The 17,905-nt window shown below is 39.3% G+C and carries 18 protein-coding genes; 9 read left to right on the top strand and 9 right to left on the bottom strand.

Annotated elements, in window-relative coordinates; genetic code table 11:
• The first annotated feature begins 26 nt into the window (after positions 1-26).
• The 3 genes from BQ4443_RS12640 to ftsY all read left to right on the top strand — a co-directional run bounded on the left by BQ4443_RS12640 (position 27) and on the right by ftsY (position 3,097).
• Positions 27-239: a helix-turn-helix domain-containing protein gene (locus BQ4443_RS12640; RefSeq protein ID WP_245586967.1), complete on the top strand. Its 213-nt coding sequence runs from the start codon at positions 27-29 to the stop codon at positions 237-239.
• A complete protein-coding gene (locus BQ4443_RS06325) occupies positions 167-1,297 on the top strand; it encodes an RNA-guided endonuclease InsQ/TnpB family protein (RefSeq protein WP_245586970.1) in 1,131 nt (376 codons plus the stop codon). The genes BQ4443_RS12640 and BQ4443_RS06325 overlap by 73 nt, the downstream gene beginning before the upstream one ends.
• 150 nt (positions 1,298-1,447) lie before the next feature.
• Positions 1,448-3,097, top strand: coding sequence for a signal recognition particle-docking protein FtsY (gene ftsY, locus BQ4443_RS12645; protein WP_256330925.1), 1,650 nt, complete (start codon positions 1,448-1,450; stop codon positions 3,095-3,097).
• 145 nt (positions 3,098-3,242) lie between these two features.
• Here ftsY and BQ4443_RS06335 read toward each other — a convergent pair whose 3' ends face one another.
• The 3 genes from BQ4443_RS06335 to BQ4443_RS06345 form a co-directional block, all read right to left on the bottom strand.
• The gene (locus BQ4443_RS06335; RefSeq protein WP_071058401.1) at positions 3,243-5,021 is read right to left on the bottom strand and encodes a CYTH and CHAD domain-containing protein; all 1,779 of its coding nucleotides are present in this window, start codon (positions 5,019-5,021) and stop codon (positions 3,243-3,245) included.
• A gap of 254 nt (positions 5,022-5,275) precedes the next feature.
• The gene (gene glpD, locus BQ4443_RS06340; protein ID WP_071058402.1) at positions 5,276-6,799 is read right to left on the bottom strand and encodes a glycerol-3-phosphate dehydrogenase; all 1,524 of its coding nucleotides are present in this window, start codon (positions 6,797-6,799) and stop codon (positions 5,276-5,278) included.
• Positions 6,800-6,822: 23 nt separating this feature from the next.
• A complete protein-coding gene (locus tag BQ4443_RS06345; RefSeq protein WP_023950208.1) occupies positions 6,823-7,296 on the bottom strand; it encodes a MarR family winged helix-turn-helix transcriptional regulator in 474 nt (157 codons plus the stop codon).
• A gap of 274 nt (positions 7,297-7,570) precedes the next feature.
• Here BQ4443_RS06345 and ribBA point away from each other — a divergent pair, with 274 nt between their 5' ends.
• The 6 genes from ribBA to BQ4443_RS06375 all read left to right on the top strand — a co-directional run bounded on the left by ribBA (position 7,571) and on the right by BQ4443_RS06375 (position 12,005).
• Positions 7,571-8,713, top strand: coding sequence for a bifunctional 3,4-dihydroxy-2-butanone-4-phosphate synthase/GTP cyclohydrolase II (gene ribBA, locus BQ4443_RS06350; RefSeq protein WP_071058403.1), 1,143 nt, complete (start codon positions 7,571-7,573; stop codon positions 8,711-8,713).
• A 69-nt stretch (positions 8,714-8,782) separates the two neighbouring features.
• The gene (ribH, locus tag BQ4443_RS06355; RefSeq protein WP_071058404.1) at positions 8,783-9,316 is read left to right on the top strand and encodes a 6,7-dimethyl-8-ribityllumazine synthase; all 534 of its coding nucleotides are present in this window, start codon (positions 8,783-8,785) and stop codon (positions 9,314-9,316) included.
• Positions 9,317-9,331: 15 nt separating this feature from the next.
• Positions 9,332-9,781, top strand: coding sequence for a transcription antitermination factor NusB (nusB, locus tag BQ4443_RS06360; protein WP_071058405.1), 450 nt, complete (start codon positions 9,332-9,334; stop codon positions 9,779-9,781).
• A 14-nt stretch (positions 9,782-9,795) separates the two neighbouring features.
• Entirely contained in the window at positions 9,796-10,806 is a 1,011-nt protein-coding gene (gene thiL, locus BQ4443_RS06365) for a thiamine-phosphate kinase (RefSeq protein ID WP_083331888.1), read from the top strand.
• A gap of 30 nt (positions 10,807-10,836) precedes the next feature.
• Positions 10,837-11,370 carry a phosphatidylglycerophosphatase A family protein gene (locus tag BQ4443_RS06370; RefSeq protein WP_023950212.1) on the top strand — a complete coding sequence of 178 codons (534 nt, stop codon included), beginning with the start codon at positions 10,837-10,839 and terminating at the stop codon, positions 11,368-11,370.
• A 98-nt stretch (positions 11,371-11,468) separates the two neighbouring features.
• Positions 11,469-12,005, top strand: coding sequence for a CinA family protein (locus tag BQ4443_RS06375; protein WP_071058407.1), 537 nt, complete (start codon positions 11,469-11,471; stop codon positions 12,003-12,005).
• Here the strand turns inward: BQ4443_RS06375 and pyrF are convergent.
• The 6 genes from pyrF to BQ4443_RS06410 form a co-directional block, all read right to left on the bottom strand.
• Positions 11,953-12,807: an orotidine-5'-phosphate decarboxylase gene (gene pyrF, locus BQ4443_RS06380; protein WP_023950214.1), complete on the bottom strand. Its 855-nt coding sequence runs from the start codon at positions 12,805-12,807 to the stop codon at positions 11,953-11,955. The genes BQ4443_RS06375 and pyrF overlap by 53 nt on opposite strands.
• Positions 12,808-12,810: 3 nt before the next feature.
• Positions 12,811-13,197 (bottom strand): diacylglycerol kinase, encoded by a 387-nt coding sequence (locus BQ4443_RS06385; protein WP_031274349.1) that lies wholly within the window; start codon positions 13,195-13,197, stop codon positions 12,811-12,813.
• Positions 13,198-13,380: 183 nt separating this feature from the next.
• A complete protein-coding gene (groL, locus tag BQ4443_RS06395) occupies positions 13,381-15,024 on the bottom strand; it encodes a chaperonin GroEL (protein WP_023950216.1) in 1,644 nt (547 codons plus the stop codon).
• A gap of 68 nt (positions 15,025-15,092) precedes the next feature.
• Positions 15,093-15,380 carry a co-chaperone GroES gene (locus BQ4443_RS06400; protein WP_071058409.1) on the bottom strand — a complete coding sequence of 96 codons (288 nt, stop codon included), beginning with the start codon at positions 15,378-15,380 and terminating at the stop codon, positions 15,093-15,095.
• Between the two features lie 235 nt (positions 15,381-15,615).
• Entirely contained in the window at positions 15,616-16,632 is a 1,017-nt protein-coding gene (locus tag BQ4443_RS06405) for an amino acid ABC transporter substrate-binding protein (RefSeq protein ID WP_071058410.1), read from the bottom strand.
• 216 nt (positions 16,633-16,848) lie between these two features.
• Positions 16,849-17,901, bottom strand: coding sequence for an AbrB family transcriptional regulator (locus tag BQ4443_RS06410; RefSeq protein ID WP_071058411.1), 1,053 nt, complete (start codon positions 17,899-17,901; stop codon positions 16,849-16,851).
• Positions 17,902-17,905: the final 4 nt, after the last annotated feature.

A 17,905-nucleotide genomic window follows, 5' to 3' on the forward strand; every position in this document is an offset into this window, starting at 1 on the left:
TACGCAAAGCCTTTAAGTTCGAGATAATGCCAAATGGCGAGCAAATCCGCAGCATTAAACAGTTCTGTGGTTGTTCTCGTTTTGTATTTAATCGGGCGTTGGCTTGGCAAAATGAGCAGTACGAGCAAGATAACAACTTCAGTTTAGTTACACTAAAATCGCTAATCTGCTTCCCCAATGGAAAAAAGAGCTACAGTGGCTCAAAGAATGCCATTCCCAAGTGCTTCAACAGTCGTTAAAAGACTTGGAAAGTGCGTTTAAAAACTTTTTTCAACAGTGTGCCGATTTCCCAAAATTCAAGAAAAAAGGCTTAAAAGAGAGCTTTCGCTTTCCGCAAGGTTGCAAACTTGAGCAACAAAATAACCGCTTGTATCTGCCCAAAATTGGCTGGGTTCGCTATCGTAATAGTCGTGATGTCGTGGGTGAAATCAAAAACGTCACCGTTAGCCAAAAGTGTGGTCGCTTTTTTGTGAGTATTCAAACCGAATTTGAATATAAAATACCGACACATAAAGGCGGTGAAATCGGCATAGATATGGGTATTATTCGTTTCGCCACGCTTTCAAGCGGAGAGTTTTTTGAACCATTAAATGCGTTTAAAACCTATAAAGGTAAGTTAGCAAAACTTCAACGCCAACTTAAAAACAAGGTTAAATTTAGCCGAAATTGGCAGAAATTAAAGGCGAAAATTGCCAACTTACACCATAAAATCGCAAACTGCCGTAAAGACTTTTTGCACCAAACTTCAAGCAAAATCAGCAAAAACCACGCTATGATCTATGTTGAAGATTTACAGGTGTCGACTATGTCAACATCAGCCAAAGGCGATGCTGAACAACCTGGCAAAAATGTCAAACAAAAATCAGGTTTAAACCGAGCGATACTCGATCAATCTTGGTTTGAGTTCCGCCGTCAGTTAGACTACAAAACGCAATGGCAGGGTGGTTTTTTAGTAGCTGTTCCACCGCAAAACACAAGCCGAACTTGTCCTTGTTGTGGTCATATAGCCAAAGAAAATCGCCAAACGCAAGCCAGTTTTGAATGCGTAGAATGTGGCTACACAGAAAATGTCGATGTGGTTGGGGCATTAAATGTATTAGAGCGTGGACGAGCAATCGTTCACGCATCAACTATCAGGGCAGGACATGTCCGCAGAGCTTGTGAAGTGAACTTCATTGGAGGTCAGCAACAAGAACCCACCGAAAGTAGCTCATTGCTTGCAATGGGAGCTAGTAGGAATCCCCGTCCTTTGGTGCGGGGAGGATGTCAACCTATCAGCAGGCTTCTGTTAGTGTAAGTATAGTAATCTCATAATTACTCCTCCAGCTCAGGAGATTCTTGATTTAACAATAATCTAACGTATTATAATAATCAGCATATCTGATTCCTTATGAAGTAAGGTTAAAATACTGGTTATTAGTAAAGTTTTTGAGAGAGAGTAAACACTATGTTTGGTTTTTTTAAGCGTTGGCGTTCAGGTGATAAGGATAAAGAAAAACTTGAGCACCAGCAAAATGCTGAGCTGGAGGCGGTAGAGTCAGTACCTGTTGAACAGGAAGAGGTAGCAACGGCAACGGTAATTACACAAGAAACGCCTATTAGCCAAACGGTAGAAACATCTCCCTCTACGATATTGGAGGTAACGCCTGATCCTATTGAGATACCTTCACCAACGCTAATTCCTGAGCCTACTATCAATACTGTGACTAATTTACCTACGGTGGATAGTCAATTACAAGAAGAACAGGACGGGAAAGTACATATACATGTCACACTCAATGAGATGGCGGGTACGATTAGTGATGAGGAATTGGAAGCGGCTGCTCTAGCAGAGATTCCTGAAGATAGTCCGTTGCGATATGAGTCAACTAATCATACTGAGACGGATGAAGATCAAGATGACAATGAGAATACGGGCATCGCTAAACATAGTGAGCCGCAATCTGACGTAGCCATACAATCTGATGTAGCACAAATACCAGTAGAGGTGACTCAAACCACAGAAGTAGTAGAACCTGTAGCAGATGTTATTCAGACTCAAGAAGTCGTATCAGAGATAGAATCTCCTCAAGCGACTGAAGTAGAGCAACAAGCAATAAGCATACTTGATCATGGTGATGAGTCTGTTAGCGGTGGTGAGGAAGTCATTGAAGAGGTCATTCACAGTGCTACGCCTGTGGCAGAAAAAGCATCTTGGTTAAGCCGTCTTAAAAAAGGGTTATCAAGAACAGGGTCTAGCATCAGTGCGATTTTTGTGGGCGTTAAAGTTGATGAAAATCTTTTCGAGGAATTGGAAACGGCGTTAATTATGTCGGATGCTGGACTTGAAGCGACACAATCATTACTGAGCAAATTACGTAGCAAGGTCAAAAAAGAACGCTTGGATAATGCAGCAGATGTGAAAAAAGCCTTGCATCAGTTATTGACGGAACATTTAAAACCACTAGAGAAGCGTTTTATGCTTGACCACGATATTACTAATGTAGTGATGATTGCAGGGGTTAATGGTGCAGGTAAAACAACATCGATTGGTAAATTAGCGCATCATTTTCAAGAGAGTGGGGCGAGTGTGTTATTGGCGGCTGGTGATACATTCCGTGCTGCCGCAAGAGAGCAGTTAATGGAATGGGGGTCACGAAACAATGTTCACGTGATTTCTCAAGACGGAGGTGATCCAGCTGCCGTGGCATTTGATGCGGTCAATGCAGGTAAGGCACGCAAAATGAATGTTGTGATGGTGGATACAGCAGGACGCTTACCTACCCAAACTCATCTCATGGAAGAGCTCAAGAAAATTAAACGTGTAATTAGTAAAGCAGATAGTAGCGCTCCCCATGAGGTACTCTTAGTGGTTGATGGTAATACAGGACAAAATGCTTTGGCACAAATTCGTGCTTTTGATGCTGTATTAGGCTTGACGGGACTAGTAGTTACCAAACTAGATGGAACAGCCAAAGGTGGAACATTAGCTGCTGTAGCGGCAGGTAGCCAAGGTGTAAGACCTATACCTGTTTATTGGATTGGTGTCGGTGAAAAATTACATGACTTACAACCATTTGTGGCGAGCGAGTTTGCGAGTGCGTTGTTGGGTGAATAGTGTAATTTACTAGTTAATTCAAATTTATAATAGTGATATTTATCATAGTGACATCACTTGATATATCGCAAGAAGTACAAAAAGGGGAGCCATATTAAAATAATATAGCTCCCTTTTTTTGTTGAAGTATAAATTCTTTTAACTATTAACTAAACTGAATCTTACGAGGAAGTTCTTTAAGTGCCTTATCTGAGTCTTTTTTCAAACGGCTAATTTGAGCAGATAACCAACCCACGGCAAACCAAGCTTCTGGATACTTGTGCGTAATACTAGAAAAGTAACTTAATGCCGTAGAGCAGTCATTTAATTGTCCAAATACTTCCTGAGCATTCGCTAATTTTTTGACATAATTGTTTAGACTAGCATGTCCCTCTAGACCTTCATAAACATTTAGCCCATAACGCATACGTTTGATTTTTTTACGTAGATCATGATATGACTCAATGTCAGAGCGATCATTCTTTTTCCAATGATGAACAATACTGTTATTCCATTTATTTAAACGTTTTTCTAAAATTTTACGTAAAGAATACTGATTTAATTGACTAGGAACGAGAGGGATAATATCTAAAAAAGGTCTATCTAGTGTTGTTTGTGTTGGCACAGGTAGAACACTAATGTCATCATTATTCGTCGTAGAAACGGTATTGTTTTGTTCTTTATCGCTTACAATATCAGTTGTAGTAGATGAAGCTTGCTGATTTTCAAGCATCACAGATTCTGCCGATGGGCTTACTTCGGCTAAGGCAGCAGTTGATGTTGTCTCTGAGACTATTTCGTCCTCTTTTTCGTTAGATGCTTTTTCTGGTATAGGGTCAGTGTTAGGTGCAGTGGCTACCCAAGCTAATAACTTAACTAAAAAGGTTTGGAAATCTACATCACGAGCTAGTTCGGAAGCTGTTCTTCCTTGATAATGATCAAGCTCAAGATGTGGCATACCAGCTTTTTCTAGAGGTGGCATAATGGTTTCTAACATGACATCTGTATCACGTGTTGCCCCAAAGTTACCTAGAAATACCTTTAATTCTTGTCTAAGAGACTCGTCTGGTAAGTGGGCATAGCCGTCTAATAGTTTCCAATTGGAGGCTAGGCGTCGCATCCCAATGCGTAGCTGGTGTACATGTTCAGGCTTGGCAACTGTCATCACATCTCTAGTATCTACTTCAGCTAGATAAGCCGCATTAAGTGCCATTTGCTCTAGGCATTCTTCGGTTAGACGACAAAGTGCTTGAGTAGCGTTTAAATGCTTGGGTAATGTATAATTGACCGCTTTGCGCTCTGCCCAAAAACGTTGTGTTTCTTGTTGTTCAACGATTAATTGGTGCTCATTATCAGTGGTATTGATTTTGTGCATCATATTAGCGAGTGCATCGCCACGATGAGATTTACTACGTGTATCTAGTATAAGTTGATAATCATTTAACCAACGTAATCCCAAATCGAACATTGCTTCGATACTGCCAGATTTAAGCTCAAACTCTACTTCGTTAATGGGCAATTCTAGGCGTCCAGCACGAACAACACCTGTATCAAATGCAATTTCTACTGTGCCTTTTTTGGTGCGTTGTTTTTTAAACAGACGAGTAACATCTGTTTCATAACGCAACTCTAATGGTTGTGTTAGGTTGGCTAGCACGGCTTCTGCCACAGTGCCTGCGTAAAGGCTTAAATCTAGTACAGGACCTGGGCGATGATGGTTTAGCTCAACGCGGCTTAAACTATTTGCACCAGCCATTTTTAATGTTTGAACCCAATCAGTGCCTTCTTGACGTAAACGAATAGCGACCTTAGCTTTGGCTAATTGACGATCACTGGTATCAAAATACATAGCACGCAATGTAATACTTTCTGCTTTTTCAAGGGCTTTTTTAATTTTTAAGCGGCTTTGCGGAGGGATATGTAATTTAAGTTCTTGTTCAGACATGGGATATTTTCAGAAATTGACAATGGCTTAATCTTACCATTTAAACTATAACAAGGGGGTGTCAATAAGAGTTTTACTTATATTGGTAACAAACTTGTCATATTATTTGTGTAAAATATATGTCCTTTTGTAAGGGGTTTTGGTGTGAGTCCCTTATCTTGCCAAGCGTAGGATAAAAAGAAAACCTAGCTAACATAGTGTCCAATAGGCTAATGTGTTAGCTAGGCTATAACTAAGCTAATGCTTTATAGTGTTTAGTTAAGTGTATGATGTTGTGTCAAATAATTGCTTAACTCTTGGGTTTGCTCTGTGGTTAATAATAAACCCAAACGAGTGCGTCGCCATAGTATATCTTCAACCGTAGTTGCCCACTCATGGTTAATGAGGTAATTGACTTCATTTTCATATAAATCATGACCAAAATGACGTCCCATATCCTCGTTGCTTTGGCATAAAAAATCACGACTTAATGTACCATAAGCTTTGCTATAGCGTAGACTTAGTGCTTCGGATAGCCATGGGTACTCTTGTCGAAGTTGCTGTGCAAATGTTTCTGGGCTGTCAATATTTCCCCCTGGAAGCTTTTCTGTTGCTGTCCAAGCTTGTGATTTATGGGTAAAGGGAGCAAGTTTTTCTAGTGCGTGCTCGGCTAAACGGCGATAAGTGGTAATTTTACCGCCATAAATGGAGAGTAGAGGAGGTTGTTGACTACCATTGCCACCACTTAAATCAAATACATAATCACGAGTGACCGCTGAAGCTGATCCTGTGCTGTCATTATATAAAGGTCGGACACCAGACCAAGAGGAGACAATATCAGTACGGGTTAACGGTTTATCAAAATACTCGTTAATCAATGTGAGGAGATAATCTGTTTCTTCGTCACTAATGGCTACCTTATTAACATCACCTTTATAGTCAATATCTGTTGTACCAATCATGGTGAAATGGTCTCGGTGAGGTGTTGCAAATACTATTCGATTATCTTTGTTTTGCAAAATATAGGCATGATTACCCGGGTAAAATCTTGGTACAACAATATGACTACCTTGAACAAGGCGTAATTTATTACCCTCCTGCTGTGGGCGAATTAATTGGTCTAACTGTTCTACCCAAGGACCAGCGGCATTGATTAGAATATTTGCACTAACCGTAAAATTAGGCTTGTTTTCTGGTGTGATAGTGATATACCAGTGTTGATTAGTATGATCAACAGCCGTTACTTGGTGTCTTGTCAGTATAGTTGCGCCATGTTGTTCAGCGCTTTTTGCATTCAGAATAACTAGGCGAGAATCATCTACTTGGCAGTCTGAATAAATAAATCCTTTGGTATATTTGGATTTTAAGGCTGCTCCATAATCGTTGTTCTTACTTAATGGAATGAGAGAAGAACCCGGTAATCGATCAGAACGTTTAGCTAAATGATCATATAAAAAAAGTCCACAACGGATCATCCATGCAGGACGTAAATGAGGTTCATGAGGAAGCACAAAACGTAGTGGTTGAACCAGATGAGGGGCAATATTTAATAGTGTTTCACGTTCGGAAAGTGCTTCACGAACCAATCTAAACTCATAGTGTTCTAAATAGCGTAGACCACCATGGATAAGTTTGCTACTGGCGGATGATGTAGCACTGGCTAAATCATTTTTTTCACAAACAAGGACTTTTAACCCACGACCAGCAGCATCTCTGGCAATACCGACTCCATTGATGCCACCACCGATAATACAAATATCATAGTGTTGCTGAGCATTTGGTTCTGATGTTTTTATCATATAAAACTGGTTATAAAAAAGTATTAATTAAGACTAATGGAAAGGGTCTTTTTCAAATCACTGAGTGATTTTTGTAGTTTTTTAGTATTGGTTTCCGAAAACTGGCTGAAGGCTTCTTGGATATATGCATCATAGGCTTTTTGCATTTTGTTAAATGCTTTTGTTCCTTTGGGAGTTAAGCGAACAAATGTGCTACGACGATCTTCTGTACTAAGAATGCGTTCAATCAGCTCTTCTTTTTCCAGTTGTGTTGTGATTGTCGTAATATTGCCATTGCTTACCATTAGGCGAGAAGAAAGTTCTCCCATTTTTAAGCCATTTTTTTGTCCAGCCAACTGTGCCATTAAATCATATCTCGGTAAAGTGACATTAAATTGTTGGCGCATTTTATCGCGAACGTAATTTAGAACTAGATTGTGACAGGCTTGCAGACGCAACCAAAGCGCTAAAGATTGGTTTGATTTTTCGGTAATTCGGGTTTCTACATCAAATATCATCACATGTCTCCTTGGTAATAGGAACTAAGCCACTATTAAGTTGTTTAATTGTATGAATAAAAGAATGTATAAAAAATCAAGCATAAAACTTTTATGCTTAAACGAGTTTGATTATAAACCTTTTTTGTGAAGTTTAAATAGCATGTTTAAGACAATCATCATAGTTAATTCCCCGATAACAAAACATTAAGGTGAAAAATCAAAGGATTATTCGCTCGAAAAGGGGTAAAATGACGGCTTATTAGTGAAAAAATATCCAATATTGGGAATTAACATGAGTTCAGCAGAAGAAATGTCTAGTGATTATCAAATTGCTAGTGTCAATGAGATTGTAGAAGAACTACGCCAAGGTCGCATGGTCATTTTAGTGGATGAAGAAAATCGCGAAAATGAGGGCGATTTATTAATGGCCGCTGATTTTATTACACCAGAAGCGATTAATTTTATGGTGACGCATGCGAGAGGGTTGGTATGTTTGACCTTGACTCATGAGCGTTGCCAGCAATTAGATTTGGCCATGATGACAAACAAAAATGGCTCTGGGTTTGGCACTAATTTTACCTTGTCAATTGAAGCTGCAGAGGGTGTGACAACGGGTATTTCTGCTGCTGATCGTGCTCATACAATTAAGGTAGCGGTAGCGGCTAATGCTAAACCAACAGATATTGTTCATCCCGGGCATATTTTCCCTGTGCGTGCCGTGCATGGTGGGGTATTAATCCGTGCAGGTCATACTGAGGCGGGTTGTGATTTAACTAAAATGGCAGGTTTAACGCCAGCAGCGGTGATTTGTGAAATCTTAAAACCTGACGGCACGATGGCTCGTTTACCAGATTTGATTGAATTTGCTAAGCAACATCAACTAAAGATAGGTACTATTGAAGACCTCATCCAATATCGCAGTGAACATGAATCTATGATTCAACGTATCTCTGAGAAATCGCTTAATACGCCTTGGGGTGAGTTTAAAGCAGTAGCGTATAGTGATAATGCATCAGGAGCACCACATATTGCGTTAGTACATGGCGATATTAGTGCAGATAAAGAAACACTTGTACGTGTGCATGAGCCAGTTACTGCATTGGACTTCTTGGATTGTGACAGCATTGCACATAGTTGGACAATGGATAAGGCATTAAAACGCATTAAGCAAGCAGAGCGTGGTGTGGTTGTTTTATTAAATGCCCAAGGATCTGAATATCGCTTATTGTCACGCTTAGAAGCCTGGAATGAAGCTCAACCAAGTACTAAAAAAGTAGCTGAACGATATGATTTAAGAACGTATGGTGTGGGTGCACAAATTCTACGAGATTTAAATGTAGGTCAAATGCGTTTATTATCAGTTCCTCGTAAAATGCCAAGTATGTCTGGTTACTCCTTAACTGTGACTGGATTTGAAACTGATGAGTTAGAGTGATTTGTCATAAATTTGATGTGATAAAGCGAGTATAATAGCCACAATATTCACTTGATAAAGGAATCGACCATGAAACCATATACTTTAGAACCTAATCGCAACGGTGAGGGATTACATATCGGTATCGTATGCGGACGTTTTAACGAAGAAATCGGTTATGCAGAGCTTAACGCTTGTTTAGATGAATTAGGTGAGCTAGGGGTTGATGAAAGCCAAATTATGGTGGTCACAGTTCCTGGTGCTTTGGAGATGGGCTTAGCCTTACAACAAATGGCATTAAGCTATGAGTTTGATGCATTGATTGCATTAGGTGCGGTGATTCGTGGTGAAACTTATCATTTTGAAGTTGTGAGCAACGAGAGTGCTGCGGCGATTACACGCGTTGGTTTAGATATGAATATTCCTATCGCAAATGGCATATTAACATGTGAGACTGATGAGCAAGCCCAAGAGCGTGCCGAAACCAAAGGTCGTGATTGTGCGGTATGTGCAGTAGAAATGGCGAATCTAGTTGAAGCATTAATTCCAGAGTCTGATGATGAAGATGATGATGACGAGGAATATGATGACGATGATGATTACGAAGATGAAGACGAAGAATAAATAATTAGGAAAAAAATGGCAATAAAAAGTAGAAGTGCTCGTCGTAGAGCGCGTGAGTACGCTTTACAAGGTATTTATGCGTGGATAGTAAGTGGTTGTGTGCATCAAGAGAAAGGTGCCATTGATGCACATATCCGCTCTGATGAGGAATTTGCATCAGCGGATGAGGGATGGTACAAAACGATACTTTATGGTGTGTTTGATCAAGCGGATCAATTAAGAGAAAAGTTCTCTCGCTTTATTGATCGTCCAGTTAATGAGCTGTCACCGATTGAACATGGGGTATTGTTATTGGCAACATTTGAATTATCTGAGTCAGTGGATGTCCCTTATAAAGTTGTCATTAATGAGGCGGTAGAATTGACCAAAGAGTTTGGTGGTACCGACGGGTTTAAATTTGTTAATGGTGTTTTGGATAAATTAGCGGCCGAATTACGGCCCATTGAAGTGAATGCTAAGTCATGAGGACCACTTCAGGAATGAGTGGTGAATTTGATTTAATCAAAAAATACTTTTCACGAGTCAGTGCACAACAGGCTCACTCTAGACACCAACAAGTGTTGCTAGGAGTAGCTGATGATTGTGCACTTTTTACTTGTACAACAGGCAAAACAATAGCAACAAGTAAAGACTTATTATTAGAAGGTCGTCACTTTTTTGCTGATGTAGATCCTTATCGCTTAGGGCATAAGTCGTTAGCTGTTAATTTATCAGACTTGGCAGCTATGGGAGCAAAACCAATAGCCTGTTTATTAGGCTTAGGTTTACCTCGCCTAGATGAGGCATGGTTATCTGCCTTTGCGGATGGTTTTTATCACCTATCTGAGCAATTTGCTTGTCCCTTAATTGGTGGTGATACAACGCGCAGTGATAAGGGTATTATCATTAGCGTGACTGTTTTTGGTGAGGTGAGCCCACCCTATTTAATGCGTAGTCAGGCAAAAGAAGGGGATGTGATTTGGGTAAGTGGCGAGTTAGGTGCGGCACATATAGCGTTACAACTCTTGTCTAAGACAGTAGAGGCGCCTTTAGCTCATGATGAACAACAATTATTGAGCAGTACAAGAGGGGCATTAGAGCAGCCAATGCCACGAGTGTTGCTAGGTCAAGCGTTAAATGGCATTGCCCATGCCATGATTGATATTTCAGATGGCTTAATGCAGGATTTGGGGCATATTCTCCAACAAAGTCAGGTATCAGCTTGCATTTACGAAAAACAGTTGCCCGTCAGCCCTCTGATTAAGTCCTTACCATTGGCAGTTATCCGAGAGGCGGTCTTATCAGGCGGAGATGTCTATGAGTTATGTTTTACGGCACCAGCCAGTAAGACTGATAATATTCAGCAAATAGCTAAACAATTGGCTATTCCAATCACAGCGATTGGTACAATTCTTCCAACGACTTCTAATGATAAAAATAAACTGATAGTATTAGATGAAAATAATAGTGAAATAAATATGCAGTACAAAGGGTTTGACCACTTTGCGTAATTGATTATTTAATGATTAATGAGAAAATATATGCAGCAAGACAATCAACATATAGAGACTAGTGAAACGGTGTTTACGCCTAGTTTTTCTTGGATGAAGCAATCAATAATTCGTTGTATTGGTTTTGGGTTTGGTGCAGGACTTATTAAAAAAGCCCCGGGTACATGGGGGACATTATGTGGGTGGTTGCTTTGGACCATTATTAGTTATGTGATTAGCAATGATTTTATTTTGGCATTGATTATTTGTATTGGCTTTGCGGTAGGTATTTATGTTTGCCAACGTCTTCAATTAGATATGCAAGAACATGACCACGGTGGTATTGTTTGGGATGAAATTATTGCTTTTTGGTTGGTTTTATTTGTGATGGCGCCACAATTGTCTTTTGCATGGCAACTATTTGCTTTTGTAGTATTTCGGTTCTTTGATATTGTTAAACCTTGGCCAATTAGCTATGTCGATGCTAAATATCAAAATGGATTTGGCGTGATGTGGGATGATATTGTCGCTGCCATTTATAGTCTATTCATTATTGCGATTGCTGTTCGAATTATCGGCGTATAAACGTTTTGTATAAGATAGTTTTAGTCTCTTCCTTTGTTAAGTAGGAGAGTAGGATTGTTTCGTCAGAATTTGTTTAACGTATAACAAAGGATATCGCTATGGAACACAATGTATTAAGTCACTTGTCTTTGCAAGTAGGTGACTGTTTAAAGCGCCACAACGCTATCTTATCGGTTGCTGAGTCTTGTACGGGTGGATTATTGGCATCTACTGTCATTGAAACAGCAGGATCAAGTCAGTGGTTTGATCGTGGATTTGTCACTTATACTAATCAAGCTAAGCAAAATTTATTAGATGTAAAAAGTATAACTCTTGAGACCTTTGGTGCAGTCAGTGAAAATACAGCCGCAGAGATGGTGAGAGGGGTATTAACTAATATTCAATCATCTTCTGGGTACCAAACAGGACGCTTAGATATAGCGATAAGTGTGACTGGTATTGCTGGACCAGATGGTGGTAGCCCGGCTAAACCCGTAGGAATGGTTTGTTTTGGAATTGGTATATTGTCGAATTATCAACAACTAATTCGCACTACAACCCAGTTTTTTAAGGGGAATCGTAGTGCGATTAGGCAACAATCGGTTAAGTTTGCGCTAGAGCAGGTACTAGCGATAGACTATGACGGGCTTCGTTAATAGCATCTCTTGTTGAAGAGGCTACTTTTGTCGCCGCTTCTCTCCAATCGGTTCCTGCACTTGCATAGAGAATAGCTCGTGATGAGTTAATCAATACGCCTGTTGTTTTAGAATTGCAACCTGCCAATACTGTATTTAAAATATCACCGCCTTGGGCGCCAATTCCGGGGATTAAAAGTGGCATATCATCGCCAATTACTTGACGCACTTTAGCGATTTCCTCAGGGAAGGTGGCGCCAACGACTAAGCCACATTGTCCAGTTGGGTTCCATTTCTCGGCGACTAAACGGGCAACATAGAGATAAAGAGGAGTACCGTCTTCTAGCTTAGCAAACTGTAGGTCAGACCCGCCTAAATTTGAGGTACGGCACAGGATAATAACCCCTTTGTCGTCCCAAGCTAAGTAAGGCTCAATAGAATCTAAACCCATATAAGGATTTACTGTTACTGCATCTGCTTTGTATCGTAAAAAAGCCTCTTTGGCATAATGTTCTGCAGTTGTACCAATATCACCTCGTTTGGAATCTAAAACGATAGGGAGGTGAGGATAGTTTTTATTGATATATTGGCAAATACCAGCTAATTGGTCTTCAGCACTTTCAGAGGCAAAATAAGCAATTTGAGGTTTAAAGCCGCAAGCATATGGCGCTGTTGCATCAATAATATTTACGCAGAAATCATAAATTGCATGCTTATTATTTTTAACCTCTTCAGGAAAGCGATTGACATCAGGATCTAATCCTATCATCAACAAAGAGTTGTTTGTTTGCCAAGCATGATTAAGTTTGTCAGTAAATTTCATGATTTATAAGAATACTCGTTTAATAACAAAATAAGCCCAAGTAATGGCGACTAGAGATAAGCATAAAAAGATAGCAGCACTAGCCATATCTTTTGCTCGACCAATATACTCATCGTACTCATTGCTAATGCGATCTGCCAATGACTCAATAGCTGAGTTTAATAATTCAATGGCTAAGACGATAAATAACGTTGCCAAAAGAAACAAAACCTCAAGAGGTGTTTGTCCTAAAAAAAACGCAACTGGTGTTAACACAAGGCAGAGGAATAACTCTTGTCTAAAAGCCGCTTCAAGCTGAAAAGCTGCTTTGAAACCTTGAAATGAATAACGGGTTGCATTCCAAATTCGCTTTATACCCGGTTTACTTTTAAAGGGATTTTCTGTGGTCATGTATAAAAAATTATTAATATTTTTCAGTTGGCTTATTTTAAGACATTCGACTGTTAATATGGCTGAAATTAGCGCAAAACTAAAAAAAGAAAATTTATTCATAAAAAAAGACACAGATTGCAAAACAATCTGTGTCTTCATGCTGAAGGGGGTTCAGCGGGTAAAACTAGCTAAGGCTTTGAATTAGAAGCCCATGCCGCCCATACCACCCATGCCACCCATATCTGGCATTGCAGGAGCTGGTTTGTCTTCTACAATTTCAGTAACAGCGGCTTCAGTTGTTAATAGTAAGCTTGCTACAGAAGCAGCATTTTGTAGTGCTGTACGAGTTACTTTAGTTGGGTCTAATACGCCTTGTTCAACTAAGTCACCGTATTCACCAGTCGCTGCATTGTAACCAAAGTTACCTTTACCTTTAACTACTTCATTTACCACAACACTTGGCTCTTCACCAGCGTTGGCTACGATAGTACGTAGAGGAGCTTCGATAGCACGAAGGATTAATTTGATACCTGCGTCTTGATCAGCATTTGAACCTTTAACAGCAGCAATAGCGTCTTTTGTACGTAGTAAAGCAACGCCACCACCAGGAACAATACCTTCTTCAACAGCAGCACGAGTAGCGTGTAAAGCATCTTCTACACGAGCTTTTTTCTCTTTCATTTCAACTTCAGTTGCTGCACCAACACGAATAACAGCAACACCACCAGCTAATTTAGCTACACGCTCTTGTAGTTTTTCACGGTCGTAGTCAGAAGTCGCTTCTTCGATTTGACGACGGATGTGTTTAACACGAGCCTCAATATTTTCTACAGTGCCGTAACCATCAATAATGATTGTGTTTTCTTTACCCACTTCGATACGTTTAGCTTGACCTAATTGTTCAAGAGTTGCTGTTTCTAAAGAAAGACCTGTTTCTTCAGAAATCACTGTACCGTTAGTAAGGATAGCGATATCTTCAAGCATTGCTTTACGACGATCACCAAAACCAGGTGCTTTAACAGCAGTAGTTTTTAAGATACCACGAATATTGTTTACTACTAATGTTGCTAATGCTTCACCTTCAACGTCTTCTGCAATGATTAATAGAGGACGGCTAGTTTTAGCAACTTGCTCTAATAGAGGTAATAGGTCACGGATGTTACTAATTTTTTTGTCAAAAATTAGTACGAATGGGTCATCAAGAGCAGCGATTTGTTTTTCTTGATTGTTGATGAAGTATGGAGATAGGTAACCACGGTCAAATTGCATACCTTCAACAACGTCTAATTCATTTTCTAATGATTTGCCGTCTTCAACAGTGATTACACCTTCTTTACCAACTTTATCCATTGCATTAGCGATGATTTCACCGATTGATGTATCGCTATTTGCAGAGATAGACGCAACTTGTGCAATTTCTTTAGAAGTTGAGCTTGGACGAGATAATTTGTGTAACTCTTCAACAGCTACTGCAACCGCTTTATCAATACCACGTTTTAGGTCCATTGGATTGATACCTGCAGCAACGTATTTTAAACCTTCTTCTACGATAGCTTGAGCTAATACAGTCGCTGTTGTAGTACCGTCACCAGCGTTGTCAGATGTTTTAGCCGCAACTTCTTTTACTAATTGCGCACCAATGTTTTCAAATTTGTCTTTTAATTCAATCTCTTTAGCAACAGAAACACCGTCTTTTGTTACTGTAGGAGCGCCGAAAGAACGTTCTAGTACAACGTTACGACCTTTAGGACCTAATGTTGTTTTTACAGCATTAGCTAAAATGTTTACACCACGTACGATACGTGTACGAGCATCATCACCAAAAAATACTTGCTTTGCAGCCATGTTTGATTCCTTTAAGATTGCTTTGATTGTTCAAAGCGATAAATTAATTTTTAAGTTAAAAGCAGAAATTAAGCAAATACAGCTAAGATTTCTTCTTCACGAACAACTAATAATTCTTCGCCATCAACTTTAACAGCTTGACCAGCGTATTTACCAAATAACACTTTGTCGCCAACTTTTAAGTCAACAGGGATAATTTGACCGTTATCGGCTTTTTTGCCTGGGCCAACAGCAATAACTTCACCTAAGTCTTGTTTCTCTTCTGCGCTACCTGCAAGGATAATGCCAGATTCTGTAGTTTTTTTGTTGTCAACACGTTTGATAATAACGCGATCTTGTAATGGACGTAATGACATGGAAAGCTCCTGGTTGTCAAAAAATAAGTATAAAAAATTTTTCTGGATTAGGTTTAGCACTCTAACCCCTTGAGTGCTAATTATAGGGGTGATTTTTGACATTTCAAGGGGGTATGATTAATTTGTTACATTTTTAATACTTTTCTCTTCTTAAATAAGAAGAGTGAATATAAAAGGCTCTATCTTTATCTCAAGATAGAGCCTTACTTTTTAATAAGATACCAATCTATGAAGATTAACGTACTGGTAATCCGTAGTGTAAACCACCGTTAATCCATAAATTATTTAGACCACGAGGGATTTTTAAAGGACTATTTTGACCCACATTACGTTCAAAACTTTCGCCATAGTTACCGACTTGCTTAATTAGGTTATAGGCCCATTTTTCATCTAAGCCTAAGTTTTTACCGGAGCCTTCAGTTACGCCAAGTAAGCGTTGAATATTTGGGTTAGTACTTTTTAATTGTTCATCTACATTTGCACTAGTCAAACCAAGCTCTTCGGCATTTAGCTGTGCTTGAAGTGTCCATTTTACAATGTTGTACCATTGATCATCCCCTTGACGCACAAAAGGACCTAAAGGTTCTTTAGAAATTAACTCTGGTAATACTTCGTAATCGTCTGGATTAGAGAGGCGAGAAATACGGATAGATGCTAGACCTGATGCATCTGTGGTGTATACATCACAGCGACCAGAAGCAAAAGCATTGACGACTTCATTGAATTGATCAAAGACAACAGGGGTGTATTTAATATTGTTTGCACGAGCCCAGTCTGCCATAGTATTTTCATTAGAAGTACCTGTTTGCATACATACTGTTGCACCATCTAATTCTTTGGCACTTTTAACACCTAATTTTTTAGAGACTAGGAAGCCCTGACCGTCATAGAAATTAACACCAGGAGATTGGATGCCCAAAGCTGTATCTCGTTGTTGAGTAACTGTTGTATTGCGAGTTAATACATCAATTTCACCTGACTGTAGTGCCGTAAAACGCTGTTGAGAGTTCAAAGGTACGTTTTTAAACTTTGTGGCATCCCCAAAAACAGCTGCCGCTATTGATTTACATAAATCAATGTCTAATCCTTTCCATTCACCTTTGTCATCAGGAGCAGAAAAACCAGCAAATCCTGTTGTTGTACCACAAACTACATGCCCACGTTGTTTAACAGTGTCTAATGTTGATGCTTGAGCATGTGTGCTCGCTAAGACGAGAGCAATACTCGCTAGTGTAAAATGGATTTTTTTCATGAAAAGCCCCTATCAGTAATCGTAAGTATTAGACAATAAAGTATTCTACTTTATAACGGCAAGATTTTTTATACGAAAATTTTATATAAATATAGCAGAAAAAATAAGATATCTAAAAGAAACTTTTAGGCTAGAAGGGGGATTTTATGAGTAAAGTTTTTGGGGTTATATAAATAGACAGGATATGTTTGTTTAGGATATAAATGTTCTGTTAATCTATTCAAACCATTTTGCTAGCAATTTATACATTGGTTGGGCAACAATCAGAATAAAAACCATACGGGTAACATGGAAAGCTGCCACAATAGGTACTCCTAGCATCAATACTTTGGCGGTAATCGTCATTTCTGCAATACCACCAGGACTAACACCTAGCATCATAGTACTAAATTGAATATTGGCTAGCAAGGATAAAATATAGGCGAAAATCGCACTCACAACTAGAGCAGCAACTGTGGTTAATGCACTAACCGTTAAATATCGAGGCGCTTTTTTAAAGAAATCTGGACCATATTTACTACCAAGAGACCAACCAATAAATAATTGTCCAGTGCTTTGAATCATCGGGGAAAGATGCGTTAGGTGAATTTCATTACTTGTTAATAGTAGTGATGCACCGAGTGAACCGAGTACCCAAGCATTAGGTATGTGGAATTTTGAAAAAAGGAAAATTCCTACAGAGGTAATAGCGATTAACTGTAATAGTCCCCAGATATTGAAGTGGTAACTTAGGCTAGCAGGACTGGCTATATCTCCGTGTACACCTAGCATTTTGTATATAAATGGTAAGGTTACTACAACGAGTAAAACACGAACACTATGAGATGAAGCGACACTATCTACTCTTGCGTGATAATGTTCGGCAAGATTAGACATTTCACTTGCACCACCAACAGCACCAGCAAACCATGCTGTTTTGAAATCCACGTGTCCCCAATATTTTAAGCAAAAAGCATTAAACATGCTAAGTAGTAGAGCAAATAAACAGCCTAAGACTAAATAAGGCCAGAAATTAATAATAGTAGTAACTGTATGAGGGGTGAAATATAAACCTAATGAAGTACCAATAACCCATTGGCCTAGCTTACGAAAAATATTGTGGGATTGGGAAGGAACCCCCATCATTGAAGTGACGGCTGTTATGAGTAAAGGACCTATAAGCCAAGGTAACGGGGCGTTAAGGAATTTAGCGAGTAAGGCTCCACCTAGTGCGATAAAAAATCCAAGCAGATAAGGAGTAATTCCTTTTAGTGTCAGATTTCTTAGCATAGAG

Origin of the sequence: Pelistega sp. MC2, from assembly GCF_900099475.1 — a bacterium.
GTDB lineage: Bacteria > Pseudomonadota > Gammaproteobacteria > Burkholderiales > Burkholderiaceae_B > Taylorella > Taylorella indica.